Origin of the sequence: Bacillus sp. BP-3, assembly GCF_028401955.1 — a bacterium.
GTDB lineage: Bacteria > Bacillota > Bacilli > Bacillales > Bacillaceae_G > Bacillus_A.
The window spans coordinates 79,534-98,812 of the sequence record NZ_JAQOTJ010000003.1; the positions used below are offsets into that span (position 1 = coordinate 79,534).

Sequence of the window (19,279 nt, forward strand, 5' to 3'; positions counted from 1 at the left end):
AGTATGGACTTCTAGCTTTATTTTTGTGGAAATTAAGAGTATACGATTTATGGATAAAACATCTATAATAAAGGATGTGAGTTTATCGAGGGAGCGTAATAAAATGGGTAGAAAGTATACGTTTTGGATTATGGTTGGAATTGTTGCGATTTCCGGACTTTCACAAGGTATGTTGTTACCGGCAATTGCAATGATTTTTGAGAAAGAGGGAATTAGCTCAAGTTTGAATGGCATTCATGCAACGGCATTATATATTGGTATTCTTGTTATTTCACCTTGGCTTGAGAAACCGATGCAAAAATTTGGAATGAAACCGCTTATTGTAATTGGAGGATTTCTTGTTGTTGCAGCATTATTTGTATTTACGCAAACATTTTCTTTTTGGGTATGGTTTGTTCTTCGTTTTTTAGTTGGGGTAGGGGATCATATGCTCCATGTTGGAACGCAAACGTGGATTACGACAACAGCAAGTCCGCACAAAGTAGGGAAACAAGTGTCTATATACGGAGCGTTTTTTAGTATCGGCTTTGCGCTGGGGCCTTATTTAGCAAGTACAGTACAATACGGTATTGCAACACCATTTATTGTATCAACTGTCCTTTGTTTAATAGGATGGTTATTGTTGATTCCAACGCAAAACGCATTTCCTGACCAAGGAGAATTGAATCAAGAAAGTGAATCATCTTTGCAGCGATATAAGCAAGTATGGATAATAGGGTGGATTGCGCTACTTGGACCGTTAGCATACGGAGTATTGGAAGGGATGCTTAATAGCAACTTACCAGTATATGCGATGAGGAAAGAGTGGTCCGTTGAACAAATTTCATTTTTATTGCCAGCATTTTCGATTGGTGGAATTGTTACGCAAATCCCACTTGGTATACTTAGTGATCGTCTTGGAAGAGAGCGTATTTTAACATGGGTGTTTAGCGTCAGTACAGTGATTTTTCTATTTGCAGCTATATTCGATAAATATTATTGGCTTGTATTTATATGTATGTTGCTTGCTGGTATGGTTATTGGATCATGTTTTTCACTTGGACTCGGTTATATGACAGATTTATTATCTAAACATTTATTACCAGCAGGAAATATTTTGTGCGGAATTGCTTTTAGTATCGGAAGCATTACTGGGCCTGTATTAGGTGGACTGTTTATAGAGAAAATACAGTATACAAGCTTTTTCTTTGCCATTATGATCATAATGGCAGTCATTTCGATTGTTTATGTGACATATATGAAAAGTCAAGCAATGATAAGGAAAGTAGAAAGTAGGTAAAACAATGACAAAGCAATTAAAAAAGAAAAAATTTGAAGTATTTCCAGATGAAACGATTACACAGTGCCTAGAAAGAATGGAAAAGGAGGGCTACGCACCGTCTCGCCGTATGGAAGAACCTATTTTTCATGAGGTGAAAAGAGATGGAAAAACGGTTGTAGAACCTTGTGGACGAAAAATAATTTTTGAAGGAAAGATAAAAACGGTATAAAGTTCAACGTTATATAAATACAAATTAAAAAATCGACATAAAAACCCTTTTTCTTTTTAGGTGGGTGAGAGCATCTAGCCATGCATAGAAGCGACTTATATGTCTAAAAATTAAAATGGATATATAGATTGCGTGGATTTTTTATTGGAAAGTTGGCAAGTAACCGCTACTTCAAGATTCAAAGGAGATAAGTAGTAGGAGTTTTCATTTCATGCGAAGAAGGTAATTTGTTTAAGAGAAAAAATAAATATAAAAATGGGAAAATTCAAGAATTCCATGCATATAATATAGCGAAAGGCCTTTCACCATTTTTCACCAAGGGGGCAATCATAATGAAATTTTTGTCTTACCTTACAGCAATTCTGGTGATTATTGGCGGTTTAAACTGGTTATTTGTTGCGTTAGATTTTAATCTGGTGGAAAAACTTTTTGGTTCTGTACCAGCACTTGTTGATACTGTTTATTGGCTTATTGGTATTTCTGCATTATATCAAATTTATGACCGTTTTTTTGCAAGTAATTAGCAATTATACAATTATTATTCAAGGTGTTAAGCAGACGTGCTTAACACTTTTTTTGTTTCAATACGAAAGAGAAGTAAAGAACTTCATTAAAAAACACTTATGAGAACGGTTCCAATACTTCTTGGAATAAAATAGGGAAAACAATTTGACCGGGTATTTTATATGAGTTATAATTCAGAAAGTTTTAAAATTTATAAAAACAAATTAGAAAGAGGGGAATGTGATGCATCGAGTATACAATTTTTCAGCGGGGCCATCCATACTTCCTATTCCTGTTTTAGAGCAAGTACAAAAAGAATTACTGAACTATCAGGAAACAGGTATGTCGATAATGGAAATGAGTCATAGATCAACAGCTTTTCAGGAAATTATAGACGAAACGAAAAGTTTATTATGTGAGTTAATGAATATCCCTGAAAATTATGAAGTCCTTTTTATTCAAGGAGGCGCATCTTTACAATTCTCCATGATTCCACTAAATTTAATGCACCGATATAAACAAGCGGCATATGTGTATACAGGCTCCTGGTCAAAAAAAGCAATCGAAGAAGCAGAAAAAGTGGGAACGGTTTCGGTTGTTGCATCTTCTGAAAATGACCGATTTACATCCATTCCAGAATTCAATCGTACACTTCTTTCTCAAGAAATAGATTATATGCATATTACAACGAATAATACAATTGAAGGTACGCGTTATGTAAACATTCCTGAGACAGGAAAAATCCCACTCATTGCTGATATGTCTTCCAATATTTTATCTGAAGAGTATGATGTTACAAAGTTTGGACTCATTTATGCTGGAGCACAGAAAAATTTAGGACCTGCAGGATTAACGGTTGTCATCGTTCGTAAGGATTTAATTGGCGCTGCTAATTCTTCTTGTCCGACTATGTTAAACTATGAAACTTACAGTAAACATAATTCACTTTATAATACCCCGCCAGCTTTCAGTATTTATGTAACAAAACTAGTTTTGCAGTGGCTGAAAGTACAAGGAGGCGTACAGGAAATTGAAAAAAGAAATTACAAAAAAGCAGAAATTTTATACAATTTTTTAGATGAATCAAGCGTGTTCACTTCACCAGTACATACTACATATCGATCTTTAATGAATATTCCATTTACAACGTCTTCAAATGAAAGAAATGCATTGTTTATTCAAGAAGCGAAAAAGCATGGCCTTGAAGAATTAAAAGGGCATCGCTCAGTTGGCGGTATGCGTGCTAGTATTTATAACGCAATGCCAGTGGAAGGTGTACAATCACTTGTGAATTTCATGTATGCATTTGAAAAGAAGTTCAAATAAGGGGATGAAAAAATGTTTCATATTCAAACATTGAATCAAATTGCCGAAAAAGGAATTGCTACGTTTTCAAAAGAGAGATATAGAATAGGAGAAACTATTGAGAATCCTGATGGTATGTTATTGCGAAGCTACTCATTGCATCATGAGGAGTTTTCAAGTGATTTAAAAGCAATTGCAAGAGCGGGGGCAGGTGTAAATAATATACCAGTAGAACGGTGTACAGAAAAAGGGATTGTTGTTTTTAATACACCTGGAGCTAATGCAAATGCTGTAAAAGAACTTGTACTTGCAAGTTTAATTATGTCATCTCGTAATGTTGTAGACGGTATTGTATGGACAAAAGGTCTGCAAGGTGAAGAAGTACCTCAACTTGTCGAGAAAGGGAAAAAGCAATATGTTGGTTCAGAAATCGCCTCGAAACGTCTTGGGATTATTGGACTAGGTGCAATTGGGGCCCTTGTTGCAAATGATGCTTTATCATTAGGAATGGACGTCGTTGGTTATGATCCATATGTTTCTGTTGAAACAGCTTGGCGATTATCGAGACAAGTGCAGCGAGCGTTTAGTTTAGAAGAAGTTTTTGCGACATGCGATTATATTACCTTACATGTTCCATTGGTTGAACAAACGCGAGGTTTTATAAATGAACATGCACTTCAAGTAATGAAAAAAGGAGTTCGCATTTTAAATTTTTCTCGCGGCGAGCTTATTGACGAAGATGCGTTGGAACGGGCGCTTCATACGGGGGCAGTGAATCATTATATAACAGACTTTCCAAACGAGCGTGTGCTGCAAATGAAAAATGTCATTGCAACGCCGCATCTTGGTGCATCTACATATGAATCAGAGGAAAATTGTGCGATTATGGCAGCACGGCAACTGCAAAGTTTTTTAGAAACGGGTAATATCCGCAATTCAGTAAATTATCCAGATGTAGACCTACCGTATATCGGCAAAAAACGAATTACAATTGCGCATCAAAATATTCCAAACATGGTTGGACAAATTACGGCATGCTTAGCGGAGCATCATATAAATATTGCAGATATGATTAATCGTAGTAAAGGCTCTTTTGCATATACAATGATTGATATTGATAATGGGATAGATGATATTCTTAAAGAAGATGTTTTAGCGAATATTAGAGACATTGCAGGTGTCGTAGCAGTACGAATGATTGTATAAAGTGGTAGGTGCTTCTAGAGTTTACTACTTGTTAATGAGGATAAGGAGGAGATTTTGGTGGTAACAATTAAACCATTTCGGGCAGTTCGTCCTATACAAGAGCGAGCAAATGAAGTAGCTGCTCTTCCATATGATGTACTCAATAGTAAGGAAGCTAGAGAAACTGCAAAAGATAATCCATATTCGTTTTTGCATGTTGATAAGGCAGAAATTGACTTAGATTCATCTATTTCCCCATATGCTAATGCGGTGTATGAGAAAGCGAAGGGAAATTTACAATACTTAATTGAAGAGGGTGTGCTTATACAAGAAGAACGACCATGTTTTTACATTTATGAACTTACAATGAATGGTCGTTCTCAAACAGGACTTGTTGTTTGTACATCAATTGATGAATATATAAACGACACAATTAAGAAACATGAGCGGACAAGAGCTGAAAAAGAAAAAGATCGTATCCGTCATGTTGATGTGTGTAATGCTCATACAGGACCTATCTTTGTAACATATCGCGGGAACAATGAAATTGTAAATGTAATCGCGAATTGGAAAATAACGCATGGCCCTGTTTATGACTTTACAGCAGATGATGCAATTGGACATAAAGCGTGGATGATTCATGAAGAAAGAGTTATCGCTACATTAATCGAATTGTTTGAGGACATCCCTTCTTTATATATTGCTGACGGTCATCATCGCTCTGCATCGGCTGTGAAAGTGGGAATGATGCGCCGCGAAGCGCATGCAGACTATACAGGTGAAGAAGAGTTTAATTATTTTTTATCTGTACTTTTTCCGAAAGATGAATTAGAGATTTGGGATTATAATCGTATTGTAAAAGATATAAATGGGTTATCAGAAGTACAATTTTTACAAGCGATATCTCAAGCTTTTTATGTAGAAAAAGCAGAAGTAGCACCTTTTAAACCGACAGAGCGTCATACGTTTGGAATGTATTTGAATAAAGTATGGTATAAATTGACTGTAAAAGAAGATAGGGTTGATGAAAAGGATGTCGTAAATAGATTAGATGTATCAATTTTACAAGATCAATTATTACATACCATTTTACATATTGATGATCCGCGTACAAATGACAGAATTGATTTTGTTGGAGGAATACGAGGACTGAAAGCGTTAGAGAGAATGGTTGATGAGGAAGGATGGGCCGTTGCTTTTTCAATGTATCCAACAACAATGGAAGATTTATTAGCTATTGCAGATGCAGGGGAAGTAATGCCGCCAAAATCAACATGGTTTGAACCAAAACTTCGCAGCGGTTTATTTATTCATTCGTTGGAATAGAAGAGGGAGCAAATTGCTTTCTCTTTTTTTCTTGCATATTATGTACCTATCTTATAATGTATAGTCGTACTGACTGAAGGAAAGGGTTTGATATATATGATACATATTTTGTTAGCTGATGATGATTTACATATAAGAGAGCTCCTTCGTTATCACCTTCAAAAAGAAGGGTATACAGTGTGGGAAGCAGAAGATGGAAAAGCAGCACAGTCTATATTAGAGAAAGAAACGATTCATTTAGCAATTGTTGACATCATGATGCCGCATGTAGATGGTTACACACTTTGTGAAGAAATTAGAAAATATTATGATATACCAGTTATTATGTTAACAGCAAAAGATCAGTTAGTAGATAAGGAGAAGGGCTTTTCCGTCGGGACAGATGATTATATTGTAAAGCCATTTGAACCTGCTGAAGTATTATTTCGAATGAAAGCATTATTACGCCGTTATCAAATGCTAAGTGCAGATGTCATTCAATTGCATGGAACGACAATCGATCGAAAAAGCTATGAAGTACGTTGCGAGGAACAAATCATTTTGTTGCCGTTAAAAGAATTTGAGTTGTTATCACAGCTTGCGAGTTACCCCGGACGGATTTTTTCTCGTGAAGAATTGATTGAACTTGTGTGGGGAGTGGATTTTGCAGGTGATGAACGCACTGTAGATGTCCATATTAAGCGATTGCGTGATCGTTTTTCGAAACGGACAGATGATTTTCAAATTAAGACGGTACGTGGTCTTGGATATAAATTGGAGTTGAAATAAAATGCGATCATTATATTCAAGATTTGTAATAATATCGATTGTCATTATGTTAGTTAGCAGTATGATTGGGTTTTTATTATCGAATGTGTATTATCATCTTTATTTGAAACCATATAACAGTGAAAAAATTTTAAAATACGCACAAGAAGTAAAACATTTATATGAGCAATCCGATGAACAAAATCGAGAAGAATATTTGAAATCTATTTCTAATCTCGGTTTTGAAATTTATGTAGTAGATGATCAAAAACAAGGAAAACGATATGGAAATGCATTTCGAAAAATTAATGTGAGTGACGAAACAATAGAGAGTGTATTAAAAGGTCATACATATAATGGTATTTCAACTTATCCGACACGGTTGTTTATAACAGGCTTTTTTGATAATGAACTTTTAAATAGTATTGGGATTCCAATCCAACATGATGATAAGCAGTATGCGCTCTTTATTCGTCCTGATATTCAGCAACAATTTGGTGAAATGCGTATTTTCTTTTCTGTATTATTATGTTTAATGGTCGGATTAAGTATTATTCTTATTGCAATTGCAGCTCGGTTTATTGTGCGTCCTATTCAGCTTTTTACAAATGCAACAAAAAAAATTGCAAACGGAGAGTATGAAGTAGCCCTGCCAGAATATCGAAAAGATGAAATTGGAACACTGGCTGTCAGTTTTCGTAAAATGGCAAAAAGCTTAAAGGATTTAGATCGGATGCGACAAGAGTTTGTTTCAAACGTTTCCCATGAATTTCAATCTCCACTTTCATCGATTCAAGGATTTTCGAAGACGTTACAAACAAATGAGATGAGTGAATCCGAGCGTAAGCGTTATTTGAAAATTATTGAATCAGAAAGTAGACGTATGTCTAGTTTGTGTAAACAATTATTAACGCTTGCATCTCTGGATAAAGAAGAGAGAGTTTTAGATAAGAAAACATTTGATGTTGGAAAACAAATAAGAGATGTTATTTTTATGTTAGAGTGGCAATGGCGTGAAAAAGATGTTGCAATTGAATTGGATGTTCCAAATATACAAGTGTACGGTGATGAAAACTTACTCCATCAAGTGTGGACAAATTTACTGACGAATAGTATTAAATTCACAGAAAGTGGCGGTACCATTTCATTTTATGGAGAAGAGAAAGAATCGGAATTGTGTCTTACGATTTCTGACACAGGGATTGGTATGGGCGAAGATGAGATTGACAAGATTTTTGATCGATTCTACAAAGTAGATGAGGCGCGAAATAGAACGATTGAAGGTAGTGGACTTGGGCTTTCAATTGTAAAAAAAATTATTGACCTTCATGAAGGAAGTATTACTGTCCAAAGTGTAAAAGGCGAAGGAACTACGTTTACAATTTATCTTCCGAAAATAACTAATAATGTTTAGGGTATATAAGTTAAAAACGACCTAAAAACCTCTTTACTTTTTAGGTGGATGAGAGCATCTGACCTTGTATAGAAGCAGTCAGTTCTTTTTTACCACATGTAAGGGGAGAAAGTAAGTGCAGATTATATTTTATTTTGCATAGCAGCGACTTAGATGTTGAAAAATTTCATAGAAGGCTTGTACAAAAAGGATTGATAAAATGAAAAACCGTGGTGGAATTTTACTGCGGTTTTTTATGTTTTGTTTCAAAACATTGAATTTACTCTCCATTAGGAAGGATTTCACTTTCAGTCAAGCTTTAGATTTTATGGTATAGTGAGAAAGTATGTTTGCAGTAGAGGAAGGAGATCTAAACATGATTACATCTGCGCAAACTCCTTCATTAACAGAAACGATGAAAGAGTGGCATGAAGCGTTAATATATGAAATTAAACATTGGAAGACAGTTGGTGGAAACAAATTATCCATTATAAATGGACGGTTTTTGTATACAGACTATGAAAGTAGTGTCTATGTATTTCAGCTTATTTCTGAAATAAGTTTACCAGACGGAACACCGATTCGAATTGAATTTGACGGTGAGGAAGCAACTGGAGAAGTATTATCTGTTCAAGGATTAGACATTGAAATCAAACTCAATTATTACATGCAGCAACATATACATGAAGCGGTGTTATATAGTGAGCCGTGGCAGCTGTTAGAACAGTTACAAGAACGTTTAAAAGAAGTAAGAAAAGATAAACAAAGACGTCAGCGCGTGAAACGGTTACTACAAGGAACGAGTGAACCAAAACATATTGCGAAAATGAAAAAAGAGAAAAATGAACTTGCATACCGCGCTTTTTATAATGCAACAACGTACGTCTGGGGACCGCCAGGAACCGGGAAATCATACAATTTATCACGTATTATTGCAGCTCATTATCAAAGTGGAAAATCTGTTCTTGTATTAGCTCATAGTAATGCAGCAGTTGATGTATTAATGAGTGAAGTAACAAAACAAATTGAGAAAAAAGAAAAGTGGATACCGGGAGATGTGATTCGGTATGGTTTTAGTCAAAATGAACAAATTCGTAATCATGAAACGTTATTAACTACGCGATTAGTTGAATCAACAAATGAAGAATGGGAAGAAGAAAGGCTCTATTTAGAAGAATTAAGGCAAGAATTAAGACGAAAAATTCTTTCTTTTAAAGCGACTTCTGCTGAAAAGAGAAAAATGCAGGAAATAGAAGGAGACCTTCGCAAGCAAAAAGCAAAAGTGAAAGAAGTTGAAAAAGAGTATATTGAAAATGCAAAAGTTATTGGGGCAACATTATCGAAATGTGCAATCGATTCACTTGTGTATGAAAGAGCGTTTGATCTTGTGGTCGTCGATGAAGTAAGTATGGCATATGTTCCGCAAATTGCATTAGCAGCTTCTTTAGGAAAGCGTATTGTTGTGTGCGGGGACTTTCTACAATTACCGCCAATTGCTTTATCAAATCATGAGCTTGTGAATAAGTGGTTAAAAGAAGATGTGTTTTATCATGCGGGAATAGTAGAAGTGGTAAATGAACGTAAAAAGCATCCGAATTTATACATGCTGCAAGAACAGCGGCGTATGCATCCACATATTTCAAGCTTTACGAACGAATTTATTTATAAAAACGAAGTGTTCGATCATCCTTCTGTTATAGAGCGAGATAAAATAGCGACTTTACAGCCCTTCATGAAAGAAGCAGCGGTTTTACTAGATACAAGTAATATGGGCGCTTATTCATTAAAAGACGTAGCATCAAGCTCACGTTATAATATTTTTTCTGGATTAATAGCGATGCAGCTTACGCTAATTGGCTTAATGGATGGAATACCGTCAATTGGTATTGTAACACCATACCGTGCTCAGTCGCGCTTTTTATCAACGTGCATAAGGGAATTTCTTCAAAAAACAAAGTTCAAAAATGCACCGGTACTAGCGGCAACTGTTCATAAATTTCAAGGATCTGAGCGTGATATGATTTTGTTCGATACAGTTGATAGCTATCCGCGAGAACGACCGGGTGTGCTCTTCTTTGATCAAAAAAACCACCGTCTCGTTAACGTTGCAGTTACGAGGGCGAGAGGGAAATTTATTCAACTATCAGATTGTCAATATATGAGGAAAAATCTTTCGCGAAAACAAGCTTTATCTCATTTAACGTCTCATATACAAAGGCAAGGAGATGTGTATGATCGTACAACATTGAGGGCGATTTTAGAGCGGAAGATTACGAAAAGGTTACGGTGGTTTGTACAAACAAGCAAAGAAGAGACGAAAGTATTATTAAAAGATATGATCTCAGCGAAAAAGAAAATCATTGTATCTATTCCTAATTCAAGTCGTATAGATAAAAGAGTATGGCAAGCATTAGCACATGCAGAAGCGTCGGTAATGATCTATACAGAAGGTCAAGTTCCGATAAAAAACGTACAAGTGCATCGCCAAAATAAAGTGATGCCATTTGTTATTATCGATGACGATATCATGTGGGTAGGTGCCCCATTAACATCTCAGATGATCTTTGATGGTAGTCCAGAATTTCCGTATATAACAGCAAGACTACAGGCTCCGCAAACAATTGGAGTACTAAAAGGGTTTTTAGATATAAAAATATAGAGTTTTTTTCAAAATGGATTTATATGGTATGGGAAATAAATCAAAAATAACCTCAGACAAAAGTGTCTGAGGTTATTTTGATTAAACATAGGTTGTAAAGGAATGATTTCGAATTTGTCGAATAAATGTTATGAGGTGAAAGAAATGGAATTGTTAACAGAAATAGATGAAAGTTGTAAAGAAGAAATGCGATGTTGTTTATATAGGGAAGAGATGTTTCAAACATTAGCAATTCAAGGTTTGGAAAATGAACAACTTGGAGAATGTTATGTGGAGAAGGATGACAATGAAATAACTAGCATTTTGTATATAAAAGATGAAGGTAATACATATTTTACTACGTTTTGGATAAAAGACAAAACCAAACTTTTAGTTATCGCAAAACAGATCGAGTGTTTGAAAAGAAATTCTATACTTCTTGCTGGGAAGAGTGAATATGTAGAAAGTATTTTTAAGTATTTAGGGATAAAGGAGGAGATTAGTAGGGATACTCATTATGTATATGGTCAGAAATGTACGAAAGATAAAGATGTTCCAATAGTTAGAAAAGCTATTCATAATGAATATGATATATCGTTCATTCATAAATTTTTCATTCACTTTTTTCAGCCGAGTAATGAAGAACAGTTGCAGCGTTTGATCAATAAAGAAAAAATAAGCAATGATATTGAGAAAGGGATTTTTTTTGTTATGCATGACAATGTGCCAATCGGAATGGGGAGATATGGAAGTTATACAAAGAATTACATTGAATTCACAACATTTTATGTTGAAGAAAAATTTCGTGGGCAAAAATATGGAAAAATATTATTGTCTCATATGATTTTAGATTGCTTGAATTGTGGTAAAATCCCTATTTTACAAACATCTTCTAATAATATATCAGCTAGAAGTTTATACGAAAAACTCGGGTTTACAGCAGTAACAGACTATAGTTTCACATTTATCCCATATTAACGGGCAGTAAGATCCCCCACCTCAAAAATGAGAGAATCAAAGAAGAGAGGTGGGAATTGTGAATTAAGAACGAGACCAATTCTTCCTTATTTCCTCTACTACAGCCTCTGGATTATCACAATGTAGCATGTGAGTTGTATTAGGAATGCATTTTACTGTTCCTCTTGTTTTCTGCTCAAAAATATTTGCTGTCTTATCCCGGTATTCGTTCCAGCTGCTCGGTAATGTAGCTCTTAGTAATATGATATTGGATGGCAAGTTTTCATAAATATCTGCTGTTTCGTGTTTATGCATAGCTTTAATAATATTTCCAGCTGTTATGCCTCTTGCGTGCCAATATATTTTATTGTTCTGTTCTAATCCAAGATCTTTTACTGACATTTCTATGAGCGGAGACCACCTTGTATATACTTTTTTTTCACTATTGAAGAAATCTTTCCAATTATCAAACACATATTCTTCAAAATCTTTTTCATAGTACGCTACTTCTTCTTCCATAGTTTGGTTCTTAAGTCTTTTCGTTTGATAGCCACCATCAATGAGAATGGAACCTTTTACTCTTTCTGGATATTCCGCTAAATAAAATAATGATGCAAAACTTCCCCAAGAATGTGATAAAAAATAAAATTGACCAATCTCAAGATGATCCAATAAGTCGTTTAGCCAGGTTGCCAAACGAGGCATTTCGTATTCTTCAGCTTGTTCAAATGGAGAAGTTTTACCGTGTCCAGGCGCATCAATTGCAATCAACCTATACTCCTCTAAGCTCTTCAGCAACTTCGATAAAGCTAAGACTCGTGCTGCCTAATCCGTGTAAACAAAAGATTACAGGGTTATTTTCATTGCCCCATTCTGTAATATGTACATCTGTTTTCCCGTTGTTGATAAAATAGCGTTTCAAAATATATTCCCCCTAAGTATTTTTAGTCTGATATTTTGAAGATTTATACAATTGATATTATTATATAATAGAGATGGAAAGAAAAGGGGACTGTTTTATGGAATTTATATATAATCGAGCAAAATTGCAGTTATTATCTATAAATGATGTTAGGCCATTGTATGCTATTATTGAAAAGCACCCCGACATTTGGGCATATTTAATAGCGAAAATGGATTGCATGGAAGATATGGAAAGATTAGTTGAAGAATCATTAGAAAAGTATAAAAGGGGAGTTGACCTTCCGTTTACTGTAATTGATCAAACAAAAAATGAAATTGTGGGAACGACGCGGCTATACAACATGTCAATGGATTGCAAAACAGCAGAGCTTGGACATACTTGGTACAGTCCAAGCGTTCAACGTACAAGTGTAAATACAGAGTGCAAATATATGATGCTTCGCTACGCATTTGAGGAGCTAGGAATGTTGCGTGTACAAATTAAAACAGATGCTCGCAATGAAAAGTCACAGCGGGCAATTGAAAGGCTAGGAGCAGTTAAAGAAGGTGTAATGCGAAATGAACGTAAACTTCCAAATGGATATGTGAGGGATGCGGTTGTTTATAGTATTATTTCGGAAGATTGGCCAAGTGTAAAAGAGCAATTAGAAAATAAATTAATGTGTTATAAGTAGAGGGGGATTAAGTTGCCGTATATAGAAACAGAACATTTAAAAATGATTTCTTTCACTTTAGAGTTAGTAGAGGCTACAATAAAAGGAAATGAGGAACTTTCGAAAGTAATTCCTTATAAAATTTCGGATCAGTGGCCAATGCCTGATTATGCGGAAATTTTACCGTGGAAAGCAGAGCGACTACAGGAAAATCCGGAAAGTAGTAGGTGGAGTGGTCTTATTATTCATAAAAAAGATAATACAATTATTGGCGACATGGGCTGTAAAGGTGGTCCAGATGTGAATGGGATTGTGGAAATTGGATATAGTATTGTCCCAGATTACCAAGGAAATGGATATGCTACAGAAATGGTAAAAGGTCTTGTGGAGTGGTTATTAGATCAGCAAAATGTAACGACGATTAAAGCGGAATGTTTAACAAATAATACTGCTTCTGCGAGGGTATTGGAAAAATCTGGTTTTTGTTGTGTGTTACAGGAAGAACATATGAAATATTGGATTTTGAAATAACAGTTTAAGGGAAATGTCTCCTAGCATGCTAGGGGGCATTTTTTTCTTACAAAATGATTACGTATTTTATATACTTTTGATTCATGATTCCATTCTGCAGAAAAATTCGCTACAATATAGAAGTTAAGAGTTTGAGATAAATATAAGTTGTTATTGTAAATAGACCACTCATGTCAGTGTGAAATATAAAAGTTTCTTTTTATTGCAACCTCTTTTTTAGAACTGTTATATAAGAAAACTACCTTTTTTCAGATGAATGTAAATGATAAATTGACCGATTATTCGTTGAAACGAATTTTTTATAAAGTATGTATGAGTTACGGGGGCTATAAGTTTATGAAGAAAAAAAGAAGTATAAAAATAAGGGTGGTGCAGGCACTCTTATTCGTACTTGGTTCCATTATTGTATTTGTTAGTTATGCGGCGTATGATATTTGGAATTATTGTTCTAAGACAGATCGAGTTGATACAGATGTGGCAGTTGTGTTAGGTGCTGCTTCTTGGAATGGGAAACCATCACCAGTACTTCGCGAGAGAATAAATCATGCTATTTCTCTCTATCAAAATGGAAATGTTAAAAAAATTATTTTTACAGGTGGTACGAAATTTGAAGCGGAATTAGAAGAAGCGCGTACATCAAAAATATATGCACTAAAGCATGGTGTAAGAGATGAGGATATTTTAATTGAAACAGAGTCGCGTTTTACAGAAGAGAATTTAAAAAATGCTCTGCAGATTGGAAAAGAAAATGGCATACAAACGTATACAGTTGTAAGCGATCCACTTCACATGAAACGAGCAATGCAAATTGCTAAGCATCTCGGTATGGATGCCTATTCTTCACCAACACCAACGTCTGCGTACCGCAGTCTAGATACAGAGTTACCGTTCTTTTTTAAAGAGTTATGCTCTTATATTGGTTATGTTGCATCCTTACCTGTTCGGTTTATAAAGGGTGATGAATAAAGGAGATTTCCTAATGTTTTAGGAAATCTTTTTTTGTTCAAAACATTGTTTTTATATCGGAATAGTGTAACAATTGAGGTGTGGATTAATATGTTTAAGGAAAAGAATGTGTAAAGTGAAAGATCAATGAACGAAATATTTGGTGTGTTATAACGAAAGAGAACTGAATGCATATAATTTTAGGATGACGTGGAAAGGGTTGATGAAATGGATTTTGTAAGAACGAAAGAGCAACAAGAGCGGCTTAGTAAATTACAACCATATATCACTCTATTTTCAAAGAGAGAACAGCAGTTAGATAAATTGTATTCATTTCCTTTTGAAAATGTAGTAGATTTAAAAGGAATTGGGTATACATCATGGACAGTTCCAAAGGACGAAGGTGGGATAGGCATATCTTTATATGATTTTTTACTATTTCAAGAATACATTGCACAGGGCGATGGTGCAACGGCACTATGTATGGGATGGCATCTTGGGATTATGCATGAACTATCAGAAAATCGTTCATGGGATAAAAAAATGTTTTCTTGGCTTTGTAAGGCGGTGAAGAACGGGGCACTTATAAACCGTGCTGCAACGGAAAGAAATACGGGAAGTCCGACAAGAGGAGGAAGGCTAGAGACAATTGCAGTACGAAAAGGAGATAAGTGGATTATTTCAGGACAAAAAACATTTACAACAATGGCACCGGTATTAGATTATTTCCTTGTTTCCGCATCTATAGAAGGAACAGAAGAAGTAGGAGAATTTCTTGTTCCGTGTCGTACAGAGGGTGTTTCAATTGAGGAAACGTGGGATAGTGTAGCTATGCGCGGTACAGCAAGTCATGATTTAATTTTAGAACAAGTAGTAGTTCCGTATAAATATTTTGTTGAGAAAATCTCTCCGCGTAGTATAGAAAAGAGAAGAGGATGGCTTCTGCACATTCCGGCTTGTTATCTCGGAATTGCCCAATCAGCGCGGCAGTATGCTTTGCAATTTGCTGTAACGTATCAACCAAATAGTTTGAAAGGGCCGATTGCGACGGTGCCAAATGTGCAAAGATTAATAGGAGAAATAGAATTAGAGATGATGCAAGCTCGTTCTTTTTTATATAGTGTTGCAAAGCGCTATGAAGAAGAAAATAAACAGTGTATGCAAGCCGAGATGGCAGCGGTAAAATATACGGTGACAAATGCAGCGATTTCTATTGTAGATAAGGCGATGCGTATCGTCGGAGCAAGGAGTCTATCTGAAAAAAATCCATTACACCGTTATTATTTACATGTACGCGCTGGCCTTCATAATCCTCCAATGGATGATATGACAATTTCGCTATTAGCTCAGCGCGCTTTGCAAGATTTTGGTGTTGAAAAATAGGTACTACTTTCCTTTTTCGTATATAATAAAATGGACAATGTACAAAAAGGAGTTAACGAATGCTAGAAGTCATCGCAACATGTTTAGAAGATGCCAAACGGATTGAGCGTGGCGGTGGGAAACGGCTAGAATTAATTACAGCTTTTACAGAAGGTGGTCTTACACCAAGCTACGCGTTAATAAAAAACGTGATAGCTGCTGTTTCTATTCCGGTGCATGTAATGATTCGTCCGCATGCTAAGTCTTTTGTATATTCTAATGAAGAAATAGAATTATTGAAAGAAGATATTCGAGTGGCAAAAGAGCTTGGTGCAGCTGGTGTTGTATTAGGTGTTTTAAATGAAAAGAATGAAATTGATGAAGAAAAGTTGGCAAAATTATTAGAAGTAGCTGAGGAAATGAATGTGACGTTTCACCGCGCAATTGATGAAATGGCGGATTTAATAGCGGCCGTCAAAATATTGCGGAGGTCGAAGAAAGTCACACATATTTTAACATCTGGCGGACAAGGGAAAATAGAAGATAACATTTCGGTCTTGCGTCAAATGCACGAAGCAAGTGAAGGGCAAATAGAAATGATTGTTGGTAGTGGTGTCACGAAAGAAAATGTACAACGATTACTGCATGAAACAGGGATTACACAAGCCCACGTAGGTACTGCGGTGAGAGAAGGGAAATCGTGCTTTGGTGAAGTTGTAGCTCAAAATGTACAAGAAATCGCAAAAATGACTAGTTGTTAAAGGAGATAGTGGATAGATGAAAAAGAGTGAGATTATGTCATGGGTTAAAAGTATTGCTTTCGCTTTAATTATTGCATTTGTTTGTCGAGCATTTTTATTTACACCATCGCTTGTACAAGGGGAATCTATGATGCCAACGCTGGAAAACAATGAGCGGATGGTTGTAAATAAAATTGGCTATAGCGTACAAGGGTTAGATCGTTTTGAAATTATCGTCTTCCATGGGAATGAAGGGCATGATTTAGTGAAACGAGTAATTGGGTTACCGGGGGACACAATCGAATATAAACATGATGTTTTATATGTAAATGGTAAAGCAGTAGCTGAACCGTATTTAGATGAATATAAAAAGCAAATATCAGGTGAGGTGTTAACTCCTGATTTCACATTAGAAGGAATAACTGGACAAAAAACTGTTCCAAAAGGTTCTGTATTTGTACTAGGAGATAATCGTCAAGTATCTAAAGATAGCCGAGCATTTGGAGTTGTTTCTGAAAAACAAATTGTTGGGAAAGGTTCAGTAGTATTTTGGCCACTGCAGCATGCTAGATCGTTATAATCGTGTTTGGAAGGAATCAAAACTCATCTGGAGTTTTGATTCCTTCTTTTATTTTTTTAGGAAAATGTGCAATCAATATTTATGGAGTAGACGGGATACCTTATTAAGGAAATATTTCCAAGTTGTTGCGAATGCCTGTTATAATGAAAAAAGAATGATACATAGAGGTGAATGTTGTGCAGCATTATGGAGAAGTGCATTCTATTATTAAAAGTGCTAAGAAAATTACAGTGTTAACTGGAGCGGGTGCAAGTACAGAGAGTGGAATTCCAGACTTTCGTTCAGCAAATGGTTTGTATGCAGATGCAAATGTAGAAATGTATTTATCAAGGGGATATTATAATCGAAACCCGAAAGGATTTTGGAAACATTATAAAGCAATCTTTCAAATTGATACATTCCATCAATATAAACCGAATCAAGGACATACGTTTCTTGCGCAGTTAGAGCAGATGGGAAAAGATATTGTAGTGTTAACACAAAATATTGATGGTCTCCATCAATTAAGCGGGAGTACGCATGTCATTGATTTACATGGTACGCTTCAATCTGCTCATTGTCCAAAGTGCCGTGTACAATACAACTTACAATATATGATTGAACATGAAGTGCCGCGCTGTGAAAAGTGTAATTTCATTTTGAATCCAAATGTTGTGTTATATGGAGATACATTACCGCAATTTCAAAAGGCAGTTGAAAGGTTATACGAAACGGATGCATTGCTTGTGATGGGAACGTCATTGAAAGTACAGCCTGTGGCATCCTTTCCGCAAATAGCAAAACGAGAAATAGGGGCAACAACAATACTTGTTAATAACGAACAAACAGGACAAGAACAATATTTTGATTATGTGTTTCATGAAACAATTGGGGGATTTGTGAAGGGGATATTAGCAGATCAAGATAAGCCAGAGTAAATGTATTATATTTGATAGAATCTCGTTACTATTCCATCATAGTTACTAAAAAGAGAGCTGTTGCAAAGGGGAGAGGAGTTTGGGGGAGAACGAAAGAATATTGCTGGAAATAATTGAAAATGCAAGCGTAGGAAATAGGTTTATATTAGGGATAGATGGATTAAGCCGTTCTGGCAAAACAACAATTGTGGAAAAAATTAGTCAAAATGTGAAAGAAAAGAAGATCCCGTTTCATGTTTTTCATATTGACGATTATATTGTTCGGCGTGAAAAACGTTATAATACGGGAAATGAAGAATGGTATGAGTATTACAACTTACAATGGGATACGGATTGGTTAAGTCGAAATTTTTTAGGTAATCTAAAATCCGCTAACTATCTGAATCTTCCTGTTTATGATGATGAATCTGATACACATAGTTGGCAGGAAGTTCAACTTTCTAATGTTTCAGTTATCATCGTAGAAGGCGTTTTTCTGCAGCGGAAAGAATGGAGAAGCTTCTATGATTATGTCGTATATTTAGATTGTCCGAGAAATAAGAGGTTTCTTCGTGAAAGAGAAGATACACAAAAGAACATCGCCAAATTTGAGAATAGATATTGGAAAGCTGAAGAATTTTATGTAAATACGGAAGCTCCTGATAAAAATGCTGATTTGGTTCTAAAAGGATAAAGTAAGAAAAACAACGCATGACGTTTCTCAATGCGTTGTTTGTGCTTTGTTTAAAAGTATTATTTTTTCAGTGATAACCCATAAACAATCGTTTCACTCGGTGTTGTAATTTTATAACCAGTATTGTAATCTAGCGTCATTGTATTTCCAATGTAATCTTTTGTGAAATCATCCATTTGAATGATGAGTTGACCATCTTCAAATACAACATCATTTGCATTGTATTCATCAACGATTAAATCTAAGTTTACATAGACAGTACAAGTGTTTCCGATACTTCCTTTAATTCTAACAATGAGTTTATTTTTGTTTTGTAGCAATTGCTCTTTTGCGGCATTTGTAACACGAATATTCATATGATCACGTTCCTTTCTTAAACACCTATTTTAACAAAGAAACAGTAATATAT

At 35.4% G+C, this 19,279-nt stretch carries 19 protein-coding genes and 1 pseudogene; 18 read left to right on the plus strand and 2 right to left on the minus strand.

What is annotated here, in order from left to right:
- Positions 1-103: 103 nt before the first annotated feature.
- The 10 genes from PLX19_RS05820 to PLX19_RS05865 all read left to right on the plus strand — a co-directional run bounded on the left by PLX19_RS05820 (position 104) and on the right by PLX19_RS05865 (position 11,566).
- Complete coding sequence (locus tag PLX19_RS05820) at positions 104-1,279, plus strand: MFS transporter (RefSeq protein WP_272187564.1); 1,176 nt, start codon at positions 104-106, stop codon at positions 1,277-1,279.
- 4 nt (positions 1,280-1,283) lie between these two features.
- Positions 1,284-1,490, plus strand: coding sequence for an NETI motif-containing protein (locus tag PLX19_RS05825; RefSeq protein WP_272187565.1), 207 nt, complete (start codon positions 1,284-1,286; stop codon positions 1,488-1,490).
- A gap of 332 nt (positions 1,491-1,822) precedes the next feature.
- Entirely contained in the window at positions 1,823-2,014 is a 192-nt protein-coding gene (locus PLX19_RS05830; protein ID WP_272187566.1) for a DUF378 domain-containing protein, read from the plus strand.
- 223 nt (positions 2,015-2,237) lie between these two features.
- Complete coding sequence (serC, locus tag PLX19_RS05835; protein WP_272187567.1) at positions 2,238-3,320, plus strand: 3-phosphoserine/phosphohydroxythreonine transaminase; 1,083 nt, start codon at positions 2,238-2,240, stop codon at positions 3,318-3,320.
- 12 nt (positions 3,321-3,332) lie between these two features.
- On the plus strand, positions 3,333-4,505 hold the full coding sequence (locus PLX19_RS05840) for a 3-phosphoglycerate dehydrogenase family protein (RefSeq protein ID WP_272187568.1): 1,173 nt from the start codon (positions 3,333-3,335) through the stop codon (positions 4,503-4,505).
- Positions 4,506-4,562: 57 nt separating this feature from the next.
- A complete protein-coding gene (locus PLX19_RS05845) occupies positions 4,563-5,810 on the plus strand; it encodes a DUF1015 domain-containing protein (protein WP_272187569.1) in 1,248 nt (415 codons plus the stop codon).
- Between the two features lie 90 nt (positions 5,811-5,900).
- Complete coding sequence (locus PLX19_RS05850) at positions 5,901-6,578, plus strand: response regulator transcription factor (RefSeq protein WP_272187920.1); 678 nt, start codon at positions 5,901-5,903, stop codon at positions 6,576-6,578.
- 1 nt (position 6,579) lies between these two features.
- Positions 6,580-7,971, plus strand: coding sequence for a sensor histidine kinase (locus PLX19_RS05855; protein WP_272187570.1), 1,392 nt, complete (start codon positions 6,580-6,582; stop codon positions 7,969-7,971).
- A gap of 325 nt (positions 7,972-8,296) precedes the next feature.
- Complete coding sequence (locus PLX19_RS05860) at positions 8,297-10,609, plus strand: AAA domain-containing protein (protein ID WP_442869027.1); 2,313 nt, start codon at positions 8,297-8,299, stop codon at positions 10,607-10,609.
- Positions 10,610-10,753: 144 nt separating this feature from the next.
- Complete coding sequence (locus tag PLX19_RS05865) at positions 10,754-11,566, plus strand: GNAT family N-acetyltransferase (protein ID WP_272187572.1); 813 nt, start codon at positions 10,754-10,756, stop codon at positions 11,564-11,566.
- Positions 11,567-11,629: 63 nt separating this feature from the next.
- Here the strand turns inward: PLX19_RS05865 and PLX19_RS05870 are convergent.
- A pseudogene (locus PLX19_RS05870) lies at positions 11,630-12,467 on the minus strand (alpha/beta fold hydrolase).
- Positions 12,468-12,564: 97 nt separating this feature from the next.
- On the opposite strand from PLX19_RS05870, the gene PLX19_RS05875 reads away from it, so the two are divergent.
- From PLX19_RS05875 to PLX19_RS05910, 8 genes are all read left to right on the plus strand, one after another.
- On the plus strand, positions 12,565-13,143 hold the full coding sequence (locus PLX19_RS05875) for a GNAT family N-acetyltransferase (protein WP_272187573.1): 579 nt from the start codon (positions 12,565-12,567) through the stop codon (positions 13,141-13,143).
- A 12-nt stretch (positions 13,144-13,155) separates the two neighbouring features.
- Positions 13,156-13,653, plus strand: a complete 498-nt coding sequence (locus tag PLX19_RS05880; RefSeq protein ID WP_272187574.1) for a GNAT family N-acetyltransferase — start codon at positions 13,156-13,158, stop codon at positions 13,651-13,653.
- A gap of 336 nt (positions 13,654-13,989) precedes the next feature.
- Positions 13,990-14,619 carry a YdcF family protein gene (locus PLX19_RS05885; RefSeq protein ID WP_272187575.1) on the plus strand — a complete coding sequence of 210 codons (630 nt, stop codon included), beginning with the start codon at positions 13,990-13,992 and terminating at the stop codon, positions 14,617-14,619.
- A gap of 207 nt (positions 14,620-14,826) precedes the next feature.
- Positions 14,827-15,981, plus strand: a complete 1,155-nt coding sequence (locus PLX19_RS05890) for an acyl-CoA dehydrogenase family protein (protein WP_272187576.1) — start codon at positions 14,827-14,829, stop codon at positions 15,979-15,981.
- Between the two features lie 59 nt (positions 15,982-16,040).
- Positions 16,041-16,721, plus strand: a complete 681-nt coding sequence (locus tag PLX19_RS05895) for a copper homeostasis protein CutC (protein ID WP_272187577.1) — start codon at positions 16,041-16,043, stop codon at positions 16,719-16,721.
- 16 nt (positions 16,722-16,737) lie between these two features.
- Positions 16,738-17,280, plus strand: coding sequence for a signal peptidase I (lepB, locus tag PLX19_RS05900; RefSeq protein WP_272187578.1), 543 nt, complete (start codon positions 16,738-16,740; stop codon positions 17,278-17,280).
- Between the two features lie 176 nt (positions 17,281-17,456).
- Positions 17,457-18,197 carry an NAD-dependent protein deacylase gene (locus PLX19_RS05905; RefSeq protein WP_442869028.1) on the plus strand — a complete coding sequence of 247 codons (741 nt, stop codon included), beginning with the start codon at positions 17,457-17,459 and terminating at the stop codon, positions 18,195-18,197.
- A gap of 79 nt (positions 18,198-18,276) precedes the next feature.
- Positions 18,277-18,870 carry a kinase gene (locus PLX19_RS05910; RefSeq protein WP_272187580.1) on the plus strand — a complete coding sequence of 198 codons (594 nt, stop codon included), beginning with the start codon at positions 18,277-18,279 and terminating at the stop codon, positions 18,868-18,870.
- Positions 18,871-18,929: 59 nt separating this feature from the next.
- On the opposite strand, the gene PLX19_RS05915 is transcribed toward PLX19_RS05910, so the two are convergent.
- Positions 18,930-19,226, minus strand: a complete 297-nt coding sequence (locus tag PLX19_RS05915) for an iron-sulfur cluster biosynthesis family protein (RefSeq protein ID WP_272187581.1) — start codon at positions 19,224-19,226, stop codon at positions 18,930-18,932.
- Positions 19,227-19,279 lie beyond the last annotated feature (53 nt).

Bases quoted from the DNA above. Each gene is read 5' to 3' on its own strand.
- PLX19_RS05860 (WP_442869027.1), top strand. From the start codon at position 8,297: ATGTTTGCAGTAGAGGAAGGAGATCTAAACATGATTACATCTGCGCAA.
- PLX19_RS05825 (WP_272187565.1), top strand. From the start codon at position 1,284: ATGACAAAGCAATTAAAAAAGAAAAAATTTGAAGTATTTCCAGATGAA.
- PLX19_RS05820 (WP_272187564.1), top strand. From the start codon at position 104: ATGGGTAGAAAGTATACGTTTTGGATTATGGTTGGAATTGTTGCGATT.
- PLX19_RS05915 (WP_272187581.1), bottom strand. From the start codon at position 19,226: ATGAATATTCGTGTTACAAATGCCGCAAAAGAGCAATTGCTACAAAAC.
- PLX19_RS05855 (WP_272187570.1), top strand. From the start codon at position 6,580: ATGCGATCATTATATTCAAGATTTGTAATAATATCGATTGTCATTATG.
- PLX19_RS05840 (WP_272187568.1), top strand. From the start codon at position 3,333: ATGTTTCATATTCAAACATTGAATCAAATTGCCGAAAAAGGAATTGCT.
- PLX19_RS05865 (WP_272187572.1), top strand. From the start codon at position 10,754: ATGGAATTGTTAACAGAAATAGATGAAAGTTGTAAAGAAGAAATGCGA.
- PLX19_RS05885 (WP_272187575.1), top strand. From the start codon at position 13,990: ATGAAGAAAAAAAGAAGTATAAAAATAAGGGTGGTGCAGGCACTCTTA.
- PLX19_RS05895 (WP_272187577.1), top strand. From the start codon at position 16,041: ATGCTAGAAGTCATCGCAACATGTTTAGAAGATGCCAAACGGATTGAG.
- PLX19_RS05890 (WP_272187576.1), top strand. From the start codon at position 14,827: ATGGATTTTGTAAGAACGAAAGAGCAACAAGAGCGGCTTAGTAAATTA.
- lepB (WP_272187578.1), top strand. From the start codon at position 16,738: ATGAAAAAGAGTGAGATTATGTCATGGGTTAAAAGTATTGCTTTCGCT.
- PLX19_RS05875 (WP_272187573.1), top strand. From the start codon at position 12,565: ATGGAATTTATATATAATCGAGCAAAATTGCAGTTATTATCTATAAAT.
- serC (WP_272187567.1), top strand. From the start codon at position 2,238: ATGCATCGAGTATACAATTTTTCAGCGGGGCCATCCATACTTCCTATT.
- PLX19_RS05830 (WP_272187566.1), top strand. From the start codon at position 1,823: ATGAAATTTTTGTCTTACCTTACAGCAATTCTGGTGATTATTGGCGGT.